The sequence below is a fragment of the Bacillus sp. 220_BSPC genome (assembly GCF_001054655.1).
GTDB classification, from domain to species: domain Bacteria; phylum Bacillota; class Bacilli; order Bacillales; family DSM-1321; genus Peribacillus; species Peribacillus frigoritolerans.
The window spans coordinates 52,477-73,017 of the sequence record NZ_JVPL01000309.1 but is presented as its reverse complement, the minus strand read 5'-3'; the positions used below and the strand labels follow the sequence as shown (position 1 = coordinate 73,017).

At 38.6% G+C, this 20,541-nt stretch carries 21 protein-coding genes; 18 read left to right on the top strand and 3 right to left on the bottom strand.

All coding sequences use genetic code 11. The features are described 5' to 3' along the window. Positions 1 to 134: 134 nt before the first annotated feature. Entirely contained in the window at positions 135 to 1,160 is a 1,026-nt protein-coding gene (locus ADA55_RS26155; protein ID WP_048689360.1) for an LLM class flavin-dependent oxidoreductase, read from the top strand. Positions 1,161 to 1,173: 13 nt separating this feature from the next. On the opposite strand, the gene ADA55_RS29760 is transcribed toward ADA55_RS26155, so the two are convergent. Then, entirely contained in the window at positions 1,174 to 1,452 is a 279-nt protein-coding gene (locus ADA55_RS29760; RefSeq protein WP_141236521.1) for a hypothetical protein, read from the bottom strand. Positions 1,453 to 1,938: 486 nt separating this feature from the next. On the opposite strand from ADA55_RS29760, the gene ADA55_RS26150 reads away from it, so the two are divergent. The 3 genes from ADA55_RS26150 (at position 1,939) to ADA55_RS26140 (ending at position 3,496) form a co-directional block, all read left to right on the top strand. Beyond that, positions 1,939 to 2,184 (top strand): AbrB/MazE/SpoVT family DNA-binding domain-containing protein, encoded by a 246-nt coding sequence (locus ADA55_RS26150; protein WP_048689328.1) that lies wholly within the window; start codon positions 1,939 to 1,941, stop codon positions 2,182 to 2,184. Between the two features lies 1 nt (position 2,185). Beyond that, entirely contained in the window at positions 2,186 to 2,587 is a 402-nt protein-coding gene (locus ADA55_RS26145; RefSeq protein ID WP_048689325.1) for a type II toxin-antitoxin system death-on-curing family toxin, read from the top strand. A 342-nt stretch (positions 2,588 to 2,929) separates the two neighbouring features. Then, positions 2,930 to 3,496, top strand: coding sequence for an NUDIX domain-containing protein (locus ADA55_RS26140; protein ID WP_048689322.1), 567 nt, complete (start codon positions 2,930 to 2,932; stop codon positions 3,494 to 3,496). A gap of 997 nt (positions 3,497 to 4,493) precedes the next feature. On the opposite strand, the gene ADA55_RS26135 is transcribed toward ADA55_RS26140, so the two are convergent. Next, positions 4,494 to 5,945, bottom strand: a complete 1,452-nt coding sequence (locus tag ADA55_RS26135) for a sigma-54 interaction domain-containing protein (RefSeq protein WP_048689320.1) — start codon at positions 5,943 to 5,945, stop codon at positions 4,494 to 4,496. A gap of 243 nt (positions 5,946 to 6,188) precedes the next feature. On the opposite strand from ADA55_RS26135, the gene ADA55_RS26130 reads away from it, so the two are divergent. The 14 genes from ADA55_RS26130 (at position 6,189) to ADA55_RS26065 (ending at position 19,370) form a co-directional block, all read left to right on the top strand. Further along, entirely contained in the window at positions 6,189 to 6,890 is a 702-nt protein-coding gene (locus tag ADA55_RS26130; protein ID WP_048689317.1) for a GntR family transcriptional regulator, read from the top strand. Positions 6,891 to 7,116: 226 nt separating this feature from the next. Then, on the top strand, positions 7,117 to 8,640 hold the full coding sequence (locus tag ADA55_RS26125) for an aldehyde dehydrogenase (RefSeq protein ID WP_048689313.1): 1,524 nt from the start codon (positions 7,117 to 7,119) through the stop codon (positions 8,638 to 8,640). A gap of 22 nt (positions 8,641 to 8,662) precedes the next feature. After that, entirely contained in the window at positions 8,663 to 9,895 is a 1,233-nt protein-coding gene (locus ADA55_RS26120; protein ID WP_065421231.1) for an LLM class flavin-dependent oxidoreductase, read from the top strand. 239 nt (positions 9,896 to 10,134) lie between these two features. Further along, positions 10,135 to 10,548 carry an ArsC/Spx/MgsR family protein gene (locus tag ADA55_RS26115; RefSeq protein WP_048689309.1) on the top strand — a complete coding sequence of 138 codons (414 nt, stop codon included), beginning with the start codon at positions 10,135 to 10,137 and terminating at the stop codon, positions 10,546 to 10,548. Between the two features lie 66 nt (positions 10,549 to 10,614). Next, the gene (locus ADA55_RS26110; protein WP_048689305.1) at positions 10,615 to 11,778 is read left to right on the top strand and encodes an LLM class flavin-dependent oxidoreductase; all 1,164 of its coding nucleotides are present in this window, start codon (positions 10,615 to 10,617) and stop codon (positions 11,776 to 11,778) included. A gap of 86 nt (positions 11,779 to 11,864) precedes the next feature. After that, entirely contained in the window at positions 11,865 to 12,278 is a 414-nt protein-coding gene (locus ADA55_RS26105; RefSeq protein ID WP_048689302.1) for an ArsC/Spx/MgsR family protein, read from the top strand. A gap of 247 nt (positions 12,279 to 12,525) precedes the next feature. Next, positions 12,526 to 13,029 (top strand): flavin reductase family protein, encoded by a 504-nt coding sequence (locus tag ADA55_RS26100; protein ID WP_048689299.1) that lies wholly within the window; start codon positions 12,526 to 12,528, stop codon positions 13,027 to 13,029. Positions 13,030 to 13,096: 67 nt separating this feature from the next. Beyond that, positions 13,097 to 13,528, top strand: a complete 432-nt coding sequence (locus ADA55_RS26095; protein ID WP_048689295.1) for a riboflavin kinase — start codon at positions 13,097 to 13,099, stop codon at positions 13,526 to 13,528. Between the two features lie 302 nt (positions 13,529 to 13,830). Further along, positions 13,831 to 14,181, top strand: a complete 351-nt coding sequence (locus ADA55_RS26090) for a hypothetical protein (RefSeq protein ID WP_065421230.1) — start codon at positions 13,831 to 13,833, stop codon at positions 14,179 to 14,181. 28 nt (positions 14,182 to 14,209) lie between these two features. Beyond that, the gene (locus ADA55_RS26085; RefSeq protein ID WP_048689289.1) at positions 14,210 to 15,433 is read left to right on the top strand and encodes a CaiB/BaiF CoA transferase family protein; all 1,224 of its coding nucleotides are present in this window, start codon (positions 14,210 to 14,212) and stop codon (positions 15,431 to 15,433) included. A gap of 253 nt (positions 15,434 to 15,686) precedes the next feature. Further along, positions 15,687 to 16,949, top strand: a complete 1,263-nt coding sequence (locus tag ADA55_RS26080) for a 3-isopropylmalate dehydratase large subunit (RefSeq protein WP_202815376.1) — start codon at positions 15,687 to 15,689, stop codon at positions 16,947 to 16,949. Then, positions 16,950 to 17,447 (top strand): 3-isopropylmalate dehydratase, encoded by a 498-nt coding sequence (locus ADA55_RS26075; protein ID WP_176474466.1) that lies wholly within the window; start codon positions 16,950 to 16,952, stop codon positions 17,445 to 17,447. Between the two features lie 25 nt (positions 17,448 to 17,472). Beyond that, entirely contained in the window at positions 17,473 to 18,378 is a 906-nt protein-coding gene (locus tag ADA55_RS26070; RefSeq protein ID WP_048689282.1) for a hydroxymethylglutaryl-CoA lyase, read from the top strand. Between the two features lie 104 nt (positions 18,379 to 18,482). Then, the gene (locus tag ADA55_RS26065; protein ID WP_048689279.1) at positions 18,483 to 19,370 is read left to right on the top strand and encodes an NAD(P)-dependent oxidoreductase; all 888 of its coding nucleotides are present in this window, start codon (positions 18,483 to 18,485) and stop codon (positions 19,368 to 19,370) included. A gap of 351 nt (positions 19,371 to 19,721) precedes the next feature. Here ADA55_RS26065 and ADA55_RS26060 read toward each other — a convergent pair whose 3' ends face one another. Beyond that, a complete protein-coding gene (locus tag ADA55_RS26060; protein ID WP_048689277.1) occupies positions 19,722 to 20,486 on the bottom strand; it encodes an IclR family transcriptional regulator in 765 nt (254 codons plus the stop codon). Between the last annotated feature and the right edge of the window lie 55 nt (positions 20,487 to 20,541).

Genomic DNA, 20,541 nt, shown 5'->3' with positions numbered 1-20,541 from the left:
ATGTATTTTCTGCAGATATTAAATCAGTTAAATTAATGTGATTTAGATTGAAGCAGAAAAAAAGGACAAAGAAAACAACCTGTAAATTCTTTTATAGGTTTGAAACGAAATTTTTAAAGAAAGAAGATGAGCATATGCCTGAAAATGATACAAAACAAATTACGGATATTCCATTCTCGGTCCTGGATCTCTCTCCAATTACAGATGGAAGTACGCCGGCTGATTCTTTTCGCAATACTTTGGAGCTGGCCCGGCTCGCTGAAAAGCTGGGGTATAACCGATATTGGCTCGCTGAGCATCATAATATGCCATTTATCGCTAGCTCTGCAACATCGGTAGTCATTTCCCATGTTGCAGCAGGTACATCAAAAATCCGGGTAGGTTCAGGCGGCATTATGTTGCCGAATCATGCACCTCTTGTTATTGCTGAGCAATTTGGTACTCTGGAATCATTATATCCAGGACGAATTGATCTTGGCTTGGGCCGTGCACCAGGCACTGATCAGCTTACTGCACGTGCATTAAGACGTGACTTGAGAAGTTCAGGAGAAGATTTCCCTGAGCAGCTGGCTGAGCTCCGGAATTACTTTGACCCTTCCCTGGCACAAGGATATAGTCATGTTAAAGCAATTCCGGGTGAGGGATTAAACATACCTATTTGGCTGTTAGGCTCGAGCGGATACAGTGCCCAGCTGGCAGGAGAGCTTGGACTGCCGTTTGCATTTGCGAGCCATTTCTCGCCGCATAACACACTGCCGGCTATCCAGCTGTACCGCCGTTCGTTTAAGCCTTCTAAAGTATTGGACAAGCCTCATGCAATGGTAGGGCTAAACATCATTGCGGCCGATACAGATCAAGAAGCGGAGCGGCTCGCTACAACATTGCAGCAGCAGTTCTTGAATTTGATGCGGGGGAAGGAAGTCCCATTGCAGCCGCCAGTGGATAATATTAATGATATAGCGAGCGACTATGAAATAGCTGCCCTTGAGAATCAATTAGGAACTTCGATTGTCGGCAGTCCTCAAATCGTAAAAGAAAAGCTGGAAAAGGTTCTGGATGAAAGTCAAGCCGATGAAATTATGGCAATCGCCCAGGTTTACGATCATAAGGCCCGCCTCCATTCCTATGAAATATTGGCAGAAATTACTCAGCTAAAATAGGTCAAAACTTGCCTCACCATGGAAGAAACGTTGTTGCAATTAGTGGACAAGTTAGCGGACCAGGACCTGGATTATCTCCATATTTCTGTCGGCGGCTTTTGGAACGGATCAATCTGTGATGATAACAATCAGACATCCATAATCGTGTTCCTGTGATGGGTGTTGGGATGCTGCGGACACCCGATGAAGTGATGAAAGCATTTGAAACAGGTGTACCTTTATTCGCTTTAGGGAGGGAATTGATTTTTTCATTTCTTCCCTCTTCTATTTCTTTAAAACCACGTTTAAACATACAATAAAATGTATTTAATATTAAGTGATAAATAATAATATAATAACTCAAGAAAAATAAGATAAATTATAGTAATTAATAATTAACGAAGGTAGTCTCTAACTTGAAATATATATATAGTGAACTTTTTTGCAACAAATAGGGTTCATATTTATTCTATATTTCAATCTACATTAAACAACATAAACCGACATCATTAAACACAATATATTTAGCCTTCCTAGTTTACATAATACTGACTAGAGGAAGTATGTTAAACAAACATTGGGGTGACTTTACAAGTGCAATGGTTGTCTAAAAAAAGAGGCTTCTTCAATAATGGAGGTTGTTCAGCTTGTAGTATAAGGTCCTTCTAGGGACTAAATCTGCAAGCATTATTGTGTAAATCAAAAATAACAGATTCCTGATAAAAGTAGCATAAATCATAATGATTAATGTTATAATAGTAATAACAATTATAACTTTATTTTGTAGGAGGAATGAATAATGGCCATTAGGAAATTAACTAAAGTTGGAAATAGCTTGGGTATTACGTTTCCAGTTGAAATGTTGAAAACGGCAAATTTAGCTTTTGGAGACGAATTAGAGGTTGAGTTCAAGGGTGAAGAAATCATATTAAGGAAAAATAAAAATGTGAAATTACCTAAAGGTGTAGATGCAGAATTTATGGAAATGTTATCAGATGTTATTAAAGAACATGACGAAGCATTCAAGGGATTGGTGGATAGATAATATGACGTTGGATATTATCTATCTTTCCGCTAATCAAATTATTGCTATCAATGCTATTCAAATAAAAGTTTATTCTCCTACTGAACAAATCGGAGTGAAAGATCCCGGTCTCCTTGATTCTGCAGTGAACAGACCTAGACAAACTGTTTTCGAGAATGATGCTTACCCATCTATTCATGAAAAGGCTGCAGCATTATTCGAATCCATTTCAAAAAATCATGCGTTCCACAACGCAAACAAGAGGACAGCACTCGCTTCCCTTATTATGTTTCTGAAGATCAATCATTATCAATGGATAATGGGAATAGAAGAAGAACAGGATTTTGTTGTAGATGTCGTCAACCATAAGTATGATTTTAAAGCTATCGCAAGAATCATCCAAGGGAACATAAAGGCTTTATAAAAGGGTTCGAGATTCATGGAGCATTTTAGCCAATTGGTCTTTACTTGAGATTGGTTTTATATCATTGGAAAAAAAAGATGATGATAAGCAGCAAATTCATGCTTGGCTTTGGAATACAATAAGTGATTATTCTAAAAAAAGGGGGAGGGGAGTTTGTAAGACTTTCATGCACACATTTTAGTTAAGTCCTTACAATGATTTTTGAGTGGATGTGTTCGTCTTGGACGTAAGAATACAGGAGAAGGAGTTGAAGTTATGAATTAGATGCCGGCAAAATATTATGGTAAGTGTGGAGTGATGATATCATTTTGTAATTACATGTTAGTTAAAGGGGGAGATTACGTGGAAGCTCGGTTTTGTTTGTCTTGTGGGCAGCGTTTGGAAGTCCGCAGCATGGGAGGGGAGAATCGAAAGGCTTGTCCTAGCTGCAGTTTTGTCTTTTGGGGAAATTATAGTATTGGTGTTGGTGCACTCATAATGAAGGACAAGAAAATCTTGCTTGTTCGTCGATGCCAGGAACCTGGAAAAGGTTTATGGACTAATCCGGGCGGTTACATTGAACAATATGAACCGATTGAGAAAAGCATTGTCCGGGAAGTATACGAGGAAACAGGGATTAAATCAAGAGTGAAGGGCATTGTCGCAATTGGGGATCTTCCGCGTAATGTACATAATGTTTACCTTGTTTTTTTGATGGACTATATAGAAGGACATCCTCAAGCTGATAAAGTGGAGGTCGATGATGCTGGATTTTTCAGTCAAAACGATATGGAATTAATGGATGTGGCCGATTTAACTCGTAGGCTTGCCTGTATAGCATTTGAGCAACCATCATATGGCTTAATCTCCGATACGAAACCAATGCTTTCTTTACCTAATTACGGGCTGTATCATGTACAGCGCTTATAATAGATAAGGGAGTACTGTTAATAGCGTTACCCTCATTTACTTTAGTTTATTTTAGCCTTTTTTATCAACCTATAGGGAATCAAGTAAAAACTTTGCATGTTTGTCCTCTGCAACAAAACAGACGAAAATTCCACTGTTATGAAAAAATGACCGTTTTTGATATATTGGTCGTTTTCTATCATTGGGTAAAGGCCTTATACATAATACACTAGTATGTAGTGTTTTTTGTAGTTGATGTTTCCTTATTATTACATCAGGAAGATAATTTAATAACTGAATACTTCACTGTCATGTTTGTGTTGGAAGGGGTTATGGACTATAAGGGGCGGGATTCTAGATGGTATGGCGCTTTGGAAAAAACTATCTTAAAAATTAGTTTATTTTTCTGTCTATAAAGTGAAAGGACCTTTTTTTATTTGTTATCATTTATAGGAGTTGCTAGATTTGCTGAATAATACAAGATTCATAACCCGGTATCAGCAGTATTGATTTGAGGACAATTGATTTTTTTCGATCATCCCAGTGCAATATACTAATGTCGCTATAATGAAAGACTGTAAAATCAAAAGTAAAGAAGAAAAATCATCTTGGTTGCTTAACAGAAGCTTTTTAAGTTGATACGCAATATGAATTAGAATTATTCCATGAGGCTAAATCCCTCAAGATTTTATTCTTAGTTATCCATTACAAGGGCTTAAGTTTATGTCTCTTCATTTATTGAACATAATTTAGACTGTAACATAAACCCCCTGACATCACTAAAGGAAACCTTTGATACTAAATAAGACTACAAATAGTATTAATATTTTATAAAAACTTCAAAATGTCCAGTTGCAAGATAAATATAGGTCTGTACTAAAAAAACAGAGGTTTGGAAATGTAAGAATCAAAACCTATAAATGTTCGATAAAGAGTAACATTATTTAAAGCCAGACAGTATCATCAGTTAACATTAACCTTAATTCTTCTCTTCTATTTATATTCGAGTTTTGGTCACTTACTTCAAATAATAAGATATCTCTTTTTCATATTTTTTTAGACGATCATAAAAAGATTGACGAGAAATCCCTAACATTTTTATAGCTTTGGATCGATTGTTATTCGAGCGTTTAAGGGCTTTTACAATTAAAGCGACCTCTAATTTACTCATGTTTTCCATGAAATCCAAGGAATCAGAATCGGAGAGTGTAAATGAAGATGCTTCAATTTCTTTACTTCTCCGTTGTGGAATGTCTTCTTCTTGGGCCATATATCCTTCAATACAACTTTTCGGTAAATCAGAGATTTGAATTTCATCATTTTCCGCTAAAACAAACCCATGCTCCAAAACATTTATTAATTCCCGGACATTACCTAGGAGTGAGTGGTTTAATAACAAATGGTGAGCTTCTTGGCTCAACCTTTTTTGTTTATTATATTTATACGAAAACTCCTTTAAATAATGCAGAATGAGAACATCTATATCCATTTTCCTTTCGCGTAGTGGAGGAATAGTGAAAGTTAATCCATTAATTCGGTAATATAAATCCTCGCGGAATGTATTATTAATAATCATCGATTCCAAATCCTGATTGGTTGCCGCAATCACCCGTACATCCAGTGGAATTGCTTCACTTCCCCCAACTCTGACTAGCTCTTTTTGTTGCAGTACCCGCAACATCTTAGCCTGAAGGTGATAACTCATATCGCCGATTTCATCGAGAAAAATTGTGCCTTTATTGGCTAACTCAAATTTCCCCTTCTTCCCGTTTTTTTTGGCTCCTGTAAATGCTCCCTCTTCATAACCAAAAAGTTCACTTTCCAGTAATGCCTCGGGAATGGCCGCACAGTTAATAGGTATATAAGGTTTTCCCATCCGATTAGACAATTGATGGATATTTTTAGCGATAACTTCCTTTCCGACACCGCTTTCTCCACGGATTAAGATAGAGATATCTGTTGGGGCCAGCTTTTTTATTTTGGAAAGTTCATGGATAAGTGTACTGTCTTTTGAAATAACAAAATCTTTCATTTCTAAAGGTAACATTTGGATGAGATGTAGTTCATTTTCGAGATAATTAATATACTTATTAATCGTAAAGTGATCAAACGATTCCTTTAACTTCTCTATCTCGCTACCATCTTTATGTGTGGAAATAGCACCGACCAAATCCCCATTCAATGTTAACGGTGAGGCATGGACAATGAAATTTTTATTAAGTACAAAGCTATGCTTATGAAATTGAGGGATACCAGTATGCAGAGCATCAAGAATGACTGAATTCGGAAGCAATTCCTTTGCATTCTTACCAATCCATTCTTCTCGATCAATGTTCATATTCCTTTCGGCGGACAGGTTAATAAAGATGAAATTTCCATCCTTATCCACGATTTTCACACAGTCATGTATAGCATCAAAAATACTCGACAAAAAAGTTTGATCTTCTTCAAATGCAAAAAGGAAGGACAATATTTATTCACCTCTTCATAAATATTTATTTTACTTTAAATTGTATTCAGAAAATTGTCAATATTTAAGACAATTGTCAATATTATAGACTATACATGTAGTTCAAGTGTCTATTGAATGGATACATTTATGGGCAGAATTGCCCTGAATATGTTGGCACAGTACTTGCATTATATATAGGTGTATCGTGTAGTCGACAGATTACAATATTTAGAATTTTATATACGGAAGAAAAGGGGGGTAGTGGAAAAAGTGAATCAGGTTAAAAGGGTGGATCCATTATATGAACAAATATACCAAAATTTAGAAGAGTCAATTTTGGAAGGAAAGATTTGCTCAGGTGAACGATTAATTGATACAAAAATAGCATCTAAACTAGGGGTAAGTAGAAGTCCTGTAAGAGAGGCTTTTAGAAAGTTAGAACAATACGGATTACTCATTAATAACGATGGAGTTGTAACCGTTTTCACTCCGTCGCTTCAAGATGCAATAGACCTATATCAGGTACGAGTAGGTTTAGAGTCTGTTGCTGTGTATTGGGCTACCCAGTACATAACACCAGGAGGATTAGAGCAATTAAAACAATATTTATACAAAACAGAGCAAGCAATTAAACAAAATAATATGGAAGATATTATTGAATTGAATACCCAGTTTCATGAATCAATTGTTGCCTATAGTGCAAACAGTCGATTAAAAACCATAATGAATAACATTCACTCATTAAGTCGTATTTGTAGGGACACCATTATAAAACAATATAACCGCAGTGATAGCTTTCTATCTGAACACTATGAAATTTATAGAGCGATGAACAACAAGGATCCTGAATTGGCTGCGAAGAGAATGGAACAGCATATCAATAATGATTTGAACCATTTTAAAGAATCTTATCTATTTAAAGATAAGAAAAAATCTTTAATTATAGAATCTGGGAAAAAATGAAGAGTCCATCACTTGATTGTGAAATTGTTAATGGGGGATTCATTTGTTAGGACAAAGTTTCAACTTCATTTAAACAAGTATTTCCGCATTCTATGTTCTTAAAGTGGAATATCCCCCCATGTAAAGTAAGAGGAATCAAAATGCATGGTTCTAGAAAACCCATGAATCGTGTAGCTTTGCTAGGGTAATGTCGAGAGTCTATATCAAATAGAGGAGGATTTAACAAATGACTACAACAACTAAAACACTATACGAACTCCCTTTTACAGGCGTAAAGGAATATAAAATGTTCATCAATAACCAATGGGTTGAAAGCGCTTCTGGAGAAACGTTTGATTCTGTCAATCCATTTACTGGAGAGGTCTGGGCGAAAGCACCTAAGGGTGAAAAGGAAGATATCGACCTTGCAGTGAAGGCAGCAAAAGCAGCTTTTGAAACAGGGGAATGGTCAAAAGTTAATGGAGCAGGGCGTGCCGCCCTACTTCGTAAGCTTGGAGATTTAATTGGAGAAAATGCAGAAATCCTGGCCATAAGTGAAGTGGTGGACAATGGAAAATTGATCCGTGAAATGCTTGGACAAACCAAATCTTTATCAGGCTGGTGCTACTACTTTGCTGGACTGGCAGACAAGATACATGGCGAGAGCATTCCTGTTGACATACCTAATATGATTAATTACACAGTACGTGAGCCACTTGGTGTTGTTGGGGCCATTATTCCTTGGAACTCGCCTTTATTGTTAACACTCTTTAAACTTGGCCCGGCGTTGGCTGCGGGAAATACGATGGTAATAAAGCCGTCGGAAGTTACGCCTGCTTCGTTATTAGAATTGGCGAAATTAATCGAAGAGGCGGGTTTCCCACCTGGTGTCGTTAATATTGTAACAGGTTTTGGCCATACAGCAGGAGATGCACTGGCAAAACATCCGGATGTCCGTAAAATTGCGTTTACCGGGTCATCAGCAACTGGAAAGTTAATTGTCAAAAACTCTGCGGAGCACTTTGCTCGGGTTTCTCTCGAATTAGGTGGCAAATCCCCTAACATTATTTTCGAAGATGCAAACCTCCCTAATGCTGTAAATGGTGTTTTAGCAGGAATCTTTGCTGCTTCAGGTCAAACATGTATGGCTGGGTCCCGAGTTCTCGTTCAGGATTCCATTTATGATGAGTTTGTTAAACGATTGGTTGAGAGAACCAGCCAAATACGCTTAGGAAACCCTCTGGATATGGAAACAGAGATGGGAACCGTTGCATTTGAGGGACAACATCAAAAAGTACTTAAGTACATTGAAATCGGAAAACAGGAAGGTGCTACCGTTTTATACGGTGGAAAACGTCCAACAACACCAGAATTGAAGAATGGATTCTTTGTCGAACCAACCATTTTTGGAGATGTTCGCAATGACATGCGTATTGCTCAGGAAGAAATTTTTGGCCCAGTTGTCTGCATTATTCGCTTCAAAGATGAAGCCGATGCGCTTGAGATTGCAAATGATACGGAATTTGGGTTAGCCGCTGCAGTTTGGACGATAGATGTTCAGAGAGCCCATCGCCTCGCATCCAAAATCAATGCCGGCACGGTTTGGATTAACAATTATCGAAAGGTATCTTACGCTTCTCCATTTGGAGGTTTCAAGGCCAGTGGGATTGGACGGGAAAATGGAATGCAAGCTGTACATGAATATACACAGATTAAGAGTATCTGGATAGATATGGGTAATGTCATTACAGATCCTTTTAAGATTCTCTAATAATAGATAGGGAGGGAAAAACATGAGTCGATTTGACGTATTTCGAGAAGCTGGAAATCCAATGTTTAATGACAATCAATTAAAGTTAGGAATATTTGGTCCAAACGTAAATAACTCTTGTGCCATGACTTTAGCGGAAACTACGTTTAAACCAAACTTTGAAACAAACGTTAAAATTGCCCAAATGATGGACAAGGCCGGATATGAGTGCATTGTGCCTGTTGCCCGCTGGCGAGGATTTGGTGGGCCAAGCAATTTCAATGGTGAATGCATGGAAACGTATACATGGGCGTCTGCCATTGCAGCAGTAACAGAAAAAATTTACCTCTTTTGTACATCACATTTACCGACCATCCATCCGATTGTCGCATCAAAAATGATTTCGACCATTGATCAAATTTCGAAAGGGAGAATTGGTCTTAATACCGTAATGGGCTGGTTTCCGAAAGAGCTTGAAATGTTCGGCGGCAAAAAAATGCAACATGACAAAGGGTACCAATATGCAACGGAATGGATGGAAGTGGTCTTAAAAATGTGGTCTCAACAGTTTTTTGACCATAAAGGCGAATTCTTTGAGATTAAAGATGGTTGGCAAGAGCCAAAGCCGGTCCAGAGTCCCCGACCTGTACTTATTAACGCTGGCTCCTCCAAACCCGGAATGAATTTTGCTGCAAAATATACAGATTTCCATTTCTCCTTCCTTGAATCGATGGAACAGGCAGGAGAATGGACGAATCATATAAAAAAGCTGGCCTGGGATGAATACCACAGGGAAATTAATACGTTCACAACAAGCTTTGTCGTATGCCGTCCAACTGAGAAGGAAGCTTGGGATTATTATAATTACTATGTAAGGGAAAAAGGAGATGACGAGGTCACGGATATTATTTGTCAGCTATTTAATATCGATACGGCCTCCCAATCCGCCGATTTTAATAAGAAATTCAGGGATAACTTTATCGCAGGTTGGGGAGGCTGGGCACTTGTAGGAACCCCAGAACAGGTAGCCGACAAGTTAATAAAAATAGCAAAGGCAGGGGTGTCTGGAACACTTCTTTCATTCGTAGATTATCTTGTTGAAATGCCATACTTTAATGAAAATGTTATGCCGTTACTAGAACAGGCAGGGGTACGAATTCCGGTAAAAAAGGAAAAATCATCAAAAGAATATATCTTTACCGGTGAAATGAATCATTCAGCAGGTGTACGCGACGTGGCAAAAGAAGTTGCTGTTTCACTTGCTTCCAGCAAATAGAATTGAGGTTGTATGAGATAGATCAGTATCTTCTTTATGATTATGTAAGAGAAAAGAAGATGATGGAATTACAGATATTTGTAGACTATAAACTATCAATATTGCCTCCCAATCCAAACTATTTAATAAGTATTTAATGAGAAACGGCCCAAAGAAATATAGGCTAAGCATATAAGGATAAAGGGAAAAAGGGAACAGCTATTTCGCTGTTCCTACCAATTGAATGGAGGTTATGAGAAATGGATCAGTGGGTTCTTTATGGGAAATCAGGTAATCCATCTTATGAGATTACAAAAGCATGGTTGAAAAACAATGGAATTCCGGTTGAGAATAACAGTATTTTTCAATTAACAAGAGAAGAAATAGGAAGGCTGGCCGCTCTTGTCCCAGGAGGAGCGAAGAACCTGGCGTACCCAGATGTTTTTTCCTTCTCGTTGATTAATCCTCAGAAAAAAACGGAAAAAGGCCACATTGAAAAGATTCAAAGCGGTGACTTATCAGAGGAAGAAATTATTGATATTCTTTCCGATTATCCATCACTTGTCATAACCCCGATTGTTACGGACTATAAAACATTATTAGTAGGTTATGATTTAGAGACAATGGTTTCTACTTTCCGTTTTGTGAAGGTAAAAGATGTAACAATGGCATAATGCCAGACACCAGAAATAACAGAGTAATCATATAAAATCGTGAAAAGAAATTGGAGGGTGGATAAAATGAGTAGATTCGATGTATTTAGAGAAGCAGGAAATCCCATGTTTAACGACAATCAATTAAAGTTAGGGATATTTGGTCCAAACGTAAATAACTCTTGTGCCATGACTCTAGCAGAAACATCATTTAAGCCAAACTTTGAAACAAACGTAAAAATTGCCAAGATGATGGAAGAAGCCGGATACGAGTGTATCGTGCCTGTTGCCCGCTGGCGTGGGTTCGGTGGATCCAGCAACTTCAATGGTGAATGTATGGAAACATATACATGGGCAGCGGCAATGGCGGCGGTTACGGAAAAAATTTACCTTTTTTGTACGTCACATGTACCTACGATGCATCCAATTGTGGCATCAAAGATGCTGTCTACCATTGATGACATTTCAAAGGGAAGAATTGGTCTGAATACTGTAACAGGATGGTTCCCTAAAGAAATGGATATGTTCAATGGTAAGAAGATGGAACATGATAAAGGGTATCAATATGCAACAGAATGGATGGAAGTGGTCCTAAAAATGTGGTCCGAACAGTTTTTTGACCATAAGGGCGAATTCTTTGAGATTAAAGATGGTTGGCAAGAGCCAAAGCCAACACAAAGTCCTAGACCTGTTTTAATTAGCGCCGGTACTTCAAAAAAGGGGCGTGATTTTTCTGCCAGGTTCACCGATTTTAACTTCGGCTATATAGAATCAATGGAACACTCCGCAGAATGGACCCAATATATGAAAAAATTGGCCTGGGAGGAGTATAAAAGAGAACTAAATACCTTTACAACTAGTTTCGTTGTTTGTCGTCCTACTGAGAAGGAGGCAAGGGAGTTTTATAACTACTATGTTCGTGATCAAGGTGACTGGGAAGCTGCTAATATCGTTTGTGATATGTTTGGTATTGAATCTTCCTCAAACTCTAAAGAATTTCTAACGAAGGCAAGAGAGAACTTCATTGGAGGCTGGGGAGGCTGGGGATTAGTAGGAACACCGGAACAAGTAGCCGATCAGATGATCAAGTTGTCTAAAACAGGTGTATCTGGGACATTAGTTTCTTTCCTTGATTATGTTGAAGAAATGCCCTACTTTAATGAAAACGTATTACCTTTACTTGAACAAGCGGGTATTCGAAATCCAGTGAAAGAGGAAGACCTATCCAAGGAAGCTGTTTTTGCAGGGTAATCAATTCTACTCTAGGGATTTAAAAGGGGCCAAAAGAAACAGCTGTTTCTCTCGGCTCTGAACTAATTGAATGGAGGTTATGAAGAATGGATCAGTGGGTTCTTTATGGAAAGTCGGGTAATCCATCATATGAGATTACCAAAGCGTGGTTGAAAAACAATGGAATTCCGGTTGAAAATAACAGTATTTTTGAATTAACAGGAGAAGAAATAGGTAGGCTGGCCGCTCTAGTCCCCGGAGGAGCGAAAAACATGGTGTACCCGGATGTTTTTTCCTTCTCGTTGATTAATCCCCAGAAAAAAACGGAAAATGGCCACATTGAAAAAATTCAAAGCGGTGACTTATCTGAGGAAGAAATCATCGATATTCTTTCCGATTATCCATCACTAGTCGTAACTCCGATAGTTACTAACTATAAAACGGTATTAGTAGGCTATGATTTAGAGACAATGATTTCTACTTTCCGTTTTGTGAAGGTTAAAGATGTAACGATGGCCTAATTCACTCATAGTTACTCTTCACGCATGTAACAATTATAGTACTAGGGAGGTACACACGATCCCCGGGGTACTCTTTCATTTGTTTTTACAGTGTAGAACAATAGAACAAATGAATCATCGAAAACAAGGTAGAGACCATGCAGGAAAGCTTGGTCAAGAGTTAGTTCAGTTAGCTAAAATGACCGCCGAAAGGTTCTGGGCCCATCGCTATATTAATTACCATATCAAAAATTGGAGGTTAGATAAAATGAGTAATGATAATGTATCTATATTTAAGGAAATCATGGGCAGTTATCCAACTGGAGTAACAATTCTGACTACCACGGATGCAGAAGAGAAACCATGTGGTCTTACAGTCAATTCTTTTGCATCCGTATCTTTAGATCCCAATTTAGTATTATGGTGTATAGATCGTAGATCCGCATCACTAGAAGCTTTCGAACAGTCCCAAGGCTTTGTAGTACATATACTTGCAGCAGATCAGGAAGAATTATGCTGGGCTTTTGCAGGGAAGGACCCTGATCGTTTTTCAAAAGCCGATTGGTCTTTATCCAAGAATAATCTGCCTGTGATTTCTGGTTCTTTAGGTGTATTAGAATGTAAGACCGTACAGCAAATTGACGCGGGTGACCATATCATTTTCCTTGGTGAAATCATCGATATTGATAAACAGGATAAAGAACCTATGTTATATTTCCGCCGTGATGTTGGAAAGATTCCAACAAGCTGGCCGGCAGTTGTTGTTCATTAATAATAAAGGTGATGGATAGTTGAAAACAACTATCCGTTCCTTTAAATATGAAAGGAACTGAAACATTATGCCTTATACAAGTATAGTTGTCCATGGAAGAAAACTAGGTCGGGAAATTGGTTTTCCAACCGCAAATTTAGAACCAACCAGCCAGTTTTTTAGTTTGGAAAAGGGTGTATATTCGGTTTTAGTTCAGCACGAATTCAAGAGATATATGGGTGTAATGAATATTGGGCACCGGCCAACTGTCTCTAATAATAATATTCTGATCGAAGGTCCTTTGAATAAACAAACGTATGAAGGCATGACAATCGAAGTCCATATCTTTGATTTTGACAAAGAAATCTATGGTCATTCTCTTGAAATTGAACCTTTGTCTTATATTCGCGACGAAAAGAAGTTTAACAGTTTAGAAGAATTAAAAATAAACATTTCCAAAGATATCCAAATTACCAGGGCAACTTTTAAAGAAAGAGGACTAATGAATGATGTTTCTTAATGTGTAATGCGTTAAGTGAAAGTAGGGAACTTTATGACCACTTATTTGGTGATTTGCTTATGAGTAATCAATGGAATGTGCTAAACGTTTCAAAGGCTATTACAAGGAGCTCATAAATGAAAATATTGATGCTATTATTTTCGAAAGTGAACCCAATAATGATTCATAAAAGTGTAATGGTCTCTAAACTCAATAGGTGAGTGTCAACGAGATATGCCTAACACCCAACTAAATAAAATATCTAGATTTAAACCACTCATTTTAAAGCAATTCAAGGTAAAGAAAATGGGAGGTAGATCAATATGAATAATAAAATAGACATGATCCATTTACCTGATCTTTCATTCATACAATTTTGCCATGATCAATTTGGAATAAATCGCGGCGTTTATAATACAATTGATGCTTGGTTTTTTCATGAGGGGATTAGAAATATTTTAGAGAGAAGGGAACAAATCTATCATTTTCTTACTGAATGGGTCCAGGAGGACGCAACGCAAAGTAATGGGAAAATCAAAATCGGGCACGGAAACTTATCAAAAAAGTTAAAGGAATATTTTGAAAGCGCTTTTTCCACTGATTCCTGTAGTTCAGATGATGATTTCATTTTAACATTATCTAAAAGTTTATACCAAAGGTGTCTTATTAACTAAAACACTAAGAAGTGTGGGAGGTATCGCTATGAAGCAAAAAGCATTAACAGGATTAAGAGTGTTAGAAATGGGACAATTGATTGCCGGCCCGTCAGCGGGACGACTTTTTGCAGAATTTGGTGCAGAGGTTATTAAAGTTGAAAGTCCAAAAGGTGGCGATCCCATTCGTAAATGGAGAGTTGTTGAAAATGGCACAAGCCTATGGTGGTATGTTCAGGCAAGAAATAAAAAATCGATAACAATTGATTTGCGAAAAGCTGAGGGTCAAGAAATCATTCGGAGTCTGGCGCAAGAAGTCGATATTATTATAGAAAATTTCCGGCCTGGCACACTAGAAAAATGGGGAATTGGCTATGAACAGTTAAAAGAATTAAATCCCCGTCTTATAATGGTGAGAATAAGTGGCTACGGTCAGGATGGGCCATACAAAAATAAGCCAGGATTTGGCTCTATCGGTGAAGCGATGGGCGGCTTGCGCTATTTAACAGGGTATCCCGATCGTCCACCAACAAGGGTCGGAATTAGTATAGGTGATTCTATTTCTTCGCTGTATGCCGTGATAGGTGCGATGATGGCTGTTTATCATCGGGATAATGGATCAGGACAAGGGCAGTGTGTTGACGTTGCCTTATATGAATCTATCTTTAGTTTCATGGAAAGTATGCTTCCTGAATTCGACCGTGCTGGGGTTATACGAGAACGGACAGGAAGCACGCTTCCAGGGATCACCCCGTCTAGTACATATGTATGTAAAGACGGAAAGTATGTTGTCATCGGCGCGAATGGAGACGGTATTTTCAAACGGTTAATGGTGACGATTGGTCTTCCAGAATATGCCGATGAGCCGCGCTTTGAAAATAACGCAACTAGATCCGAGCATGCTGATCATTTGGATGAGTGCATTGAAAATTGGACGAAAACATTGAGTTTGGGAGAAGTATTGAAAATGCTGGACGAATCAGGAGTGCCTGCAGGTTCAATCTATTCGATTGAAGATATTGTAAATGACCCTCATTACCAGGCCAGAGGAATGATCCGTGAAGTAGAGGTCGACGGAATTGGAAAACTGAAGGTTCCTGGAATTGTCCCTAAGTTGAGTGAAACTCCTGGAGACATTGATTGGGTTGGGCCTCGTCTTGGTCAACATAACGAAGAAGTGTTAAAGGATACCTTAAATTTGAGTAATGAAGACATCGAAGCACTAATAGATCAGGGAATCATCGGAAACGTAACAAATAGGAGTCGCAATTGAAACATAGAATGTGGCCATGTTATCTTCTTTTAAATGGAGTCGTTTATTCATAAACAGTCGACAGAATATCATCTACAGTAATCCTATTTTATCAAACTAATAAAATAATTAAATCGAAATTGCTGACTCACAAAGGCTCTAGCAACACTTCTCTTCTTTTACATTCAGAGAGAGATATTCTATTAGATAGGAAAATTCAAGAGTGAAAAATTGAGGTTTATCTAGAAGGGACTGATTTATTATGGGAATGACCATGTCAGAAAAAATCCTGGCAAAAGCTTCTGGACAGCCCGATTTGAAAGCAGGTGATATCGCTTGGGTAAAAGTTGATATTGCCATGATGCATGACTTGTTGGGACCTTGGTTAGTTGATGGAGCTTTCAATCGATTGGGCGGGCAGTTGTTTGATAAGGAAAAGGTAGTCGTGGTGTCTGATCATTGTACTCCACCTGCGACTGTCCAGCAAGCGGATATTTTAAAGTTCACCCGTGATTGGGCGCGTAAACAAGACCTCTCTTACTACTATGAGTTTGAAGGACCTTGTCATCAGGTAATAGCAGAGCGAGGTCATGTTCGTCCGGGTCGATTGATTCTTGGAACGGATTCACATACTTGTATGGCAGGGGGCTTAGGAGCATTTGCGACTGGAATTGGTTCTACAGAAATGGTCGGTGTCTTATTGACAGGTGAAACATGGCTAAAGGTTCCAGAGACCATTAAAGTCGTTTGGGATGGAAAAATTCAACATGGAGTCTTTTCAAAGGATTTGGTTCTCAAAACCATCAAAGATCTAGGGCATGCAGGAGCGACCTATCAATCCCTTGAATTTTCAGGAAGCTCTATTAAAGATTTGTCTATAGATGAACGGTTTGTATTATCGAACATGGCGGTTGAAGCTGGAGCAAAAACAGGTCTGATTGAGCCTGATGAAAAAGTGGTTGAATTTTTACGGTCAAAAGGGGTAACCGATGAGGTTGATATGATTTCTAGTGATTCGGACGCTTCCTATATTCGTACCTTACATTATAATGCATCTGAATTAGAACCTCAGGTAGCTTGTCCGCATGAAGTCGATAATGTTCATCCTGTAAGCGCAGTAGAAGGAAAAGCAGTAGATCAAGTATATCTAGGCTCCTGTACAAATGGACGGTTGAGTGATCTTCGGATTGCGGCTCAAATCCTGAAGGGGAAAAAGATATCCAAAAATATTCGTTGTTTAGTGGTACCAGCCTCGCAGCACATTTGGATGCAGGCAAATAGAGAAGGAATCTTAGACATTTTGACGGAAGCAGGATGTATTATAAACATGCCTTCATGCGGGGCATGCGGCGGTTTTACCAGTGGCGTTATCGGTGCAGGGGAAGTGGTCATGTCATCGTCAAACCGGAACTTCAGGGGGCGAATGGGAAGTACAAATGGAGAAGTATATCTAGGCTCTCCAGCAACCGTGGCTGCTACAGCGATTGAGGGGAAAATTGCAGATCCAAGGAAATATCTCTTACAGGGGGTCAGGTAGATGTCATTTATGATTCGAGGGCGTGTATGGAAATACGGGGACAACATTAATACCGATATTATTTCACCAGGCCAATATATGAGTCAGCCTGTAGAGAAGCAGGCAGAACATGCGATGGGGGCGATAGATCCAGATTTTGCAAAAAAGGTGAAGCCTGGGGATATTATCGTGGCGGGTCATAACTTCGGTTCCGGTTCAAGCCGGGAAACAGCCCAAATGGTCCTGAAACACCATCAAATTGGAGCAATCGTCTCCACCTCCTTTGCTCGTATCTTTTATCGGAACTCAATCAATGTTGGTCTTCCTGTTGTCGAGATGAAAGATACATCTGTTATCCAAGAGGGAGATGAAATTGAGATTGACTTAATTGAAGGTAAAGTCATGAATCATACTCAAGGTACGGAATATCAGGGAACGAAGCTGCCGGAGCATCTAATCGAAATGGTTAAGCTTGGCGGGTTAGAGCCTTTCCTTGTTAAAAAATTGCTGAACTCTTAATAGATGGGAAGAGAGGGAGAGAAAGATGAAACTGCCGAAGAAGGTAGAGATAATAGAAGTTGGCCCCAGGGACGGCCTTCAAAATGAAGCGAACTTTATTCCAACAGAACAGAAAATTGCCCTTATCAATGCATTAAATAAAACAGGAATAAAAAGAATGGAAGCGACATCATTTGTCCATCCTGTATATGTCCCTCAAATGAAGGACGCAAAAGAGGTTCTCGAAGGAATTGAACAAGTCCCTTCCATTCAATATATGGCATTGATTCCGAACACAAAAGGCTATGAGCTTGCGATAGAAAATGACGTGCAAGCTTTATCATTAGTCGTTGGTGCCAGTGACAGTTTTAATTTAAAAAATGTGAAAATGACCAGGGAAGATTCCATCAAAAATTTTGAAAGCATCATAGATAAGGCAATAGAAAACGGGGTTTTCATTCGCTACAATATCGCAACTTCTTTTTGGTGCCCATATGAAGGAAAGGTGGATTCCAGTGTCGTACTTGAGATGGTGGAGCGTATTGATCGTTTAGGTGTGGATGAAATTGTAATTTGCGATACCATTGGCCGGGCGAATCCTGCTCAAGTGTATGACTTATTTCAACAAATTTCTTCTAGGCAACATAAAGCGGTGATAACCGCACATTTTCACGATACCTACGGGTTAGCCCAAGCGAATATTATAGCAGCTCTTCAAACAGGAGTTACGCGGTTTGATACTTCCATTGGAGGTTTGGGAGGATGTCCGTTTGCGCCGGGGGCAGCCGGAAATGTCGCTACAGAAGATGTGGTATTTATGTTACAAGAGCTGGGGATTGAGACAGGGATTGATCTTCAGTCACTCCTTGCTTGCGTTGAGTTGGTCCGACCTTTAACTATACGCGAATTAACAGGCCATTTTCATAAAGTTAACGTATATCAAAACACATAATTAAATGGGGTCTTCATCCATTAGCCTTTTTTGTTAACGTCCCATTTTACTTTTATTTTTATAAGTAACGGATGAGTGAAATAAAAGTGCAGGAGGTAGAAAGAATGGATAGAGAAATTGGATTTATTGGTCTTGGGAGCATGGGCCTACCCATGGTATTAAATTTGTTAAAATCAAATTTAAAGGTGAAGGTTTACAATCGAACTCCTGAAAAAGCTAGGGATGCCGTGGCTGCTGGGGCTCAGCAGATGGACCGTGCAGCAGATGTAGCAACAGTAGGTGGAATTGTGATTACTATGGTATCAAATGATAAGGCCCTGGAGGAAGTTGTTTTTGAAAAGGATGGAATAGGTAAAAAACTAGGGGTAGGGGGCATTCATCTATCAATGAGTACCGTCTCACCAAAGACCTCGCGTAAACTGGCTTCCTACCATGAACAGCAGGGTAGTTATTATGTCGCATCTCCAGTTTTTGGTCGTCCGGAGGCAGCATCAGCGCAAAAACTGTTTTTGTTGTCCTCGGGTCACCGTGATGCTAAAGAACGAGTTAAGCCTTTACAAAATGCACTTGGTCAGCAGGTCTTTGATATCAGTGAAGAACCTGGTGGTGCCAATGTAATTAAATTAGGCGGGAATTTTATGATCATGGCGGCGATGGAGGCCATGGCCGAGTCCTTTAATCTGGCAGAGAAGAATGGGATTGACCGTCAGTTAGCTGCAGAAGTGTATGCATCCACTCTATTTAACTGCACCGTTTACCAAGGGTATGGTCAGATGATTGCAAAAAAATCATTTGAACCAGCAGGCTTTCAGTTATCGCTAGGATTTAAAGATTGCAATCTTGTTTTAGACGAGGCTAACTCTACCAAAACACCGATGCCATTAGCCAGCTTATTGCATGATCGCTTATTAGCATCTATAGCAAAAGGACGAGAAACACATGATTGGTCCGCACTTGCAAGGGTAGCTTCGGAAGAGGCAGGACTAGAATAACTTGAATGGGTAGTTTTATGGCGGTGATTTTTAGTCTCCTATAATTAGGAGACTTTTTTTAGATGGAGTCACCATACAAACATTTCGGTTTAAGACAGTTCGTTTCTTCTATTCGCTGCGTGTTAGGGGTTTTTAGTCATGTTGAGTAGCTTTAAGTATTTTATGTGTTTTGGCATAAGTGATAAAGGGAAGTAGTCCAAACCAATAATATATTGTATTAGCAAAAAAGGAGAAACTAGAAAAAACCAAGTGGCCATAAGCTGATGAAAAAGCCTTGGCGACTGATTATTTAGCGGCTTTAAACAGGTATTAAAGAAGTAAGGATAAATCCAAGTTTTGTCAACATTATAATTAAACGTTACCAAACTTTAGTTTATCACTTATTTCTCCTGCAATCTCTTTTACTGATTTAATGAAGTGATCAATTGTAGAGTCATCAACTCTAACCAATGGGGCAGAAACTGCTATACCAGCCACTACATTATTCCGATTGTCAAATATTGGTGCACTTGCAGAAAATACGCCAAAAACTAATTCGCCAAAACTTACTGCATAACCTTTTTCTTTTATAGTCTTTAATTCTTCTTGTAGGGTCCCCTTATCAAGGATAGTTTTCTCTGTAGAAGGTATAAAATCTGTTTCCTCAAGATATGTATTAATTTTCTCTGGAGGAAGGAAGGCTAACAATAACTTTGCTGATGCACCCATATACAAGGGAGATAATTGACCGATATGCGAAATGGTCATCAAAGCATGCTTTGCTTCTTCAAAAGCAATACATTTTCGTTGATTATCTTCAATGATATTTATATAGACGTTTTCCCCCAATTTATCTCGTAGAGCTTTTAGATAGGGTTTTGCAGTTGTTAACAAATGGGAATTATCTTCAACAAGTTTTCCTAAATAATATAATTCCATCCCTAATTTATATGTTTTTTTCTTGTTATCTTTTTCAAGTAGTCCATTCATCACCAATGTATTGAGTATCCGTTGAAGACTTGATTTAGAAAGACCGAGCTCATGGTGTAATTGGGCTAAGGACAGTTCGTTTTGATTTATTGAAAAAGACTTAAGAATCTGTATGGCCCGAGTAATTGTTTGCATAGAATTTTCCATTCTTAATCCCTTCTTAACTAATCTTTGCCAAAACTATATAGCAAATTATATCACT

What these genes read in the sequence shown, in the direction of transcription:
- ADA55_RS26155 (WP_048689360.1), top strand. Translation starts at nt 135, where the DNA reads ATGCCTGAAAATGATACAAAACAAATTACGGATATTCCATTCTCGGTC.
- ADA55_RS29760 (WP_141236521.1), bottom strand. Translation starts at nt 1,452, where the DNA reads ATGTTTAAACGTGGTTTTAAAGAAATAGAAGAGGGAAGAAATGAAAAA.
- ADA55_RS26150 (WP_048689328.1), top strand. Translation starts at nt 1,939, where the DNA reads ATGGCCATTAGGAAATTAACTAAAGTTGGAAATAGCTTGGGTATTACG.
- ADA55_RS26145 (WP_048689325.1), top strand. Translation starts at nt 2,186, where the DNA reads ATGACGTTGGATATTATCTATCTTTCCGCTAATCAAATTATTGCTATC.
- ADA55_RS26125 (WP_048689313.1), top strand. Translation starts at nt 7,117, where the DNA reads ATGACTACAACAACTAAAACACTATACGAACTCCCTTTTACAGGCGTA.
- ADA55_RS26120 (WP_065421231.1), top strand. Translation starts at nt 8,663, where the DNA reads ATGAGTCGATTTGACGTATTTCGAGAAGCTGGAAATCCAATGTTTAAT.
- ADA55_RS26115 (WP_048689309.1), top strand. Translation starts at nt 10,135, where the DNA reads ATGGATCAGTGGGTTCTTTATGGGAAATCAGGTAATCCATCTTATGAG.
- ADA55_RS26110 (WP_048689305.1), top strand. Translation starts at nt 10,615, where the DNA reads ATGAGTAGATTCGATGTATTTAGAGAAGCAGGAAATCCCATGTTTAAC.
- ADA55_RS26105 (WP_048689302.1), top strand. Translation starts at nt 11,865, where the DNA reads ATGGATCAGTGGGTTCTTTATGGAAAGTCGGGTAATCCATCATATGAG.
- ADA55_RS26100 (WP_048689299.1), top strand. Translation starts at nt 12,526, where the DNA reads ATGAGTAATGATAATGTATCTATATTTAAGGAAATCATGGGCAGTTAT.
- ADA55_RS26095 (WP_048689295.1), top strand. Translation starts at nt 13,097, where the DNA reads ATGCCTTATACAAGTATAGTTGTCCATGGAAGAAAACTAGGTCGGGAA.
- ADA55_RS26090 (WP_065421230.1), top strand. Translation starts at nt 13,831, where the DNA reads ATGAATAATAAAATAGACATGATCCATTTACCTGATCTTTCATTCATA.
- ADA55_RS26085 (WP_048689289.1), top strand. Translation starts at nt 14,210, where the DNA reads ATGAAGCAAAAAGCATTAACAGGATTAAGAGTGTTAGAAATGGGACAA.
- ADA55_RS26080 (WP_202815376.1), top strand. Translation starts at nt 15,687, where the DNA reads ATGTCAGAAAAAATCCTGGCAAAAGCTTCTGGACAGCCCGATTTGAAA.
- ADA55_RS26075 (WP_176474466.1), top strand. Translation starts at nt 16,950, where the DNA reads ATGTCATTTATGATTCGAGGGCGTGTATGGAAATACGGGGACAACATT.
- ADA55_RS26070 (WP_048689282.1), top strand. Translation starts at nt 17,473, where the DNA reads ATGAAACTGCCGAAGAAGGTAGAGATAATAGAAGTTGGCCCCAGGGAC.
- ADA55_RS26065 (WP_048689279.1), top strand. Translation starts at nt 18,483, where the DNA reads ATGGATAGAGAAATTGGATTTATTGGTCTTGGGAGCATGGGCCTACCC.
- ADA55_RS26060 (WP_048689277.1), bottom strand. Translation starts at nt 20,486, where the DNA reads ATGGAAAATTCTATGCAAACAATTACTCGGGCCATACAGATTCTTAAG.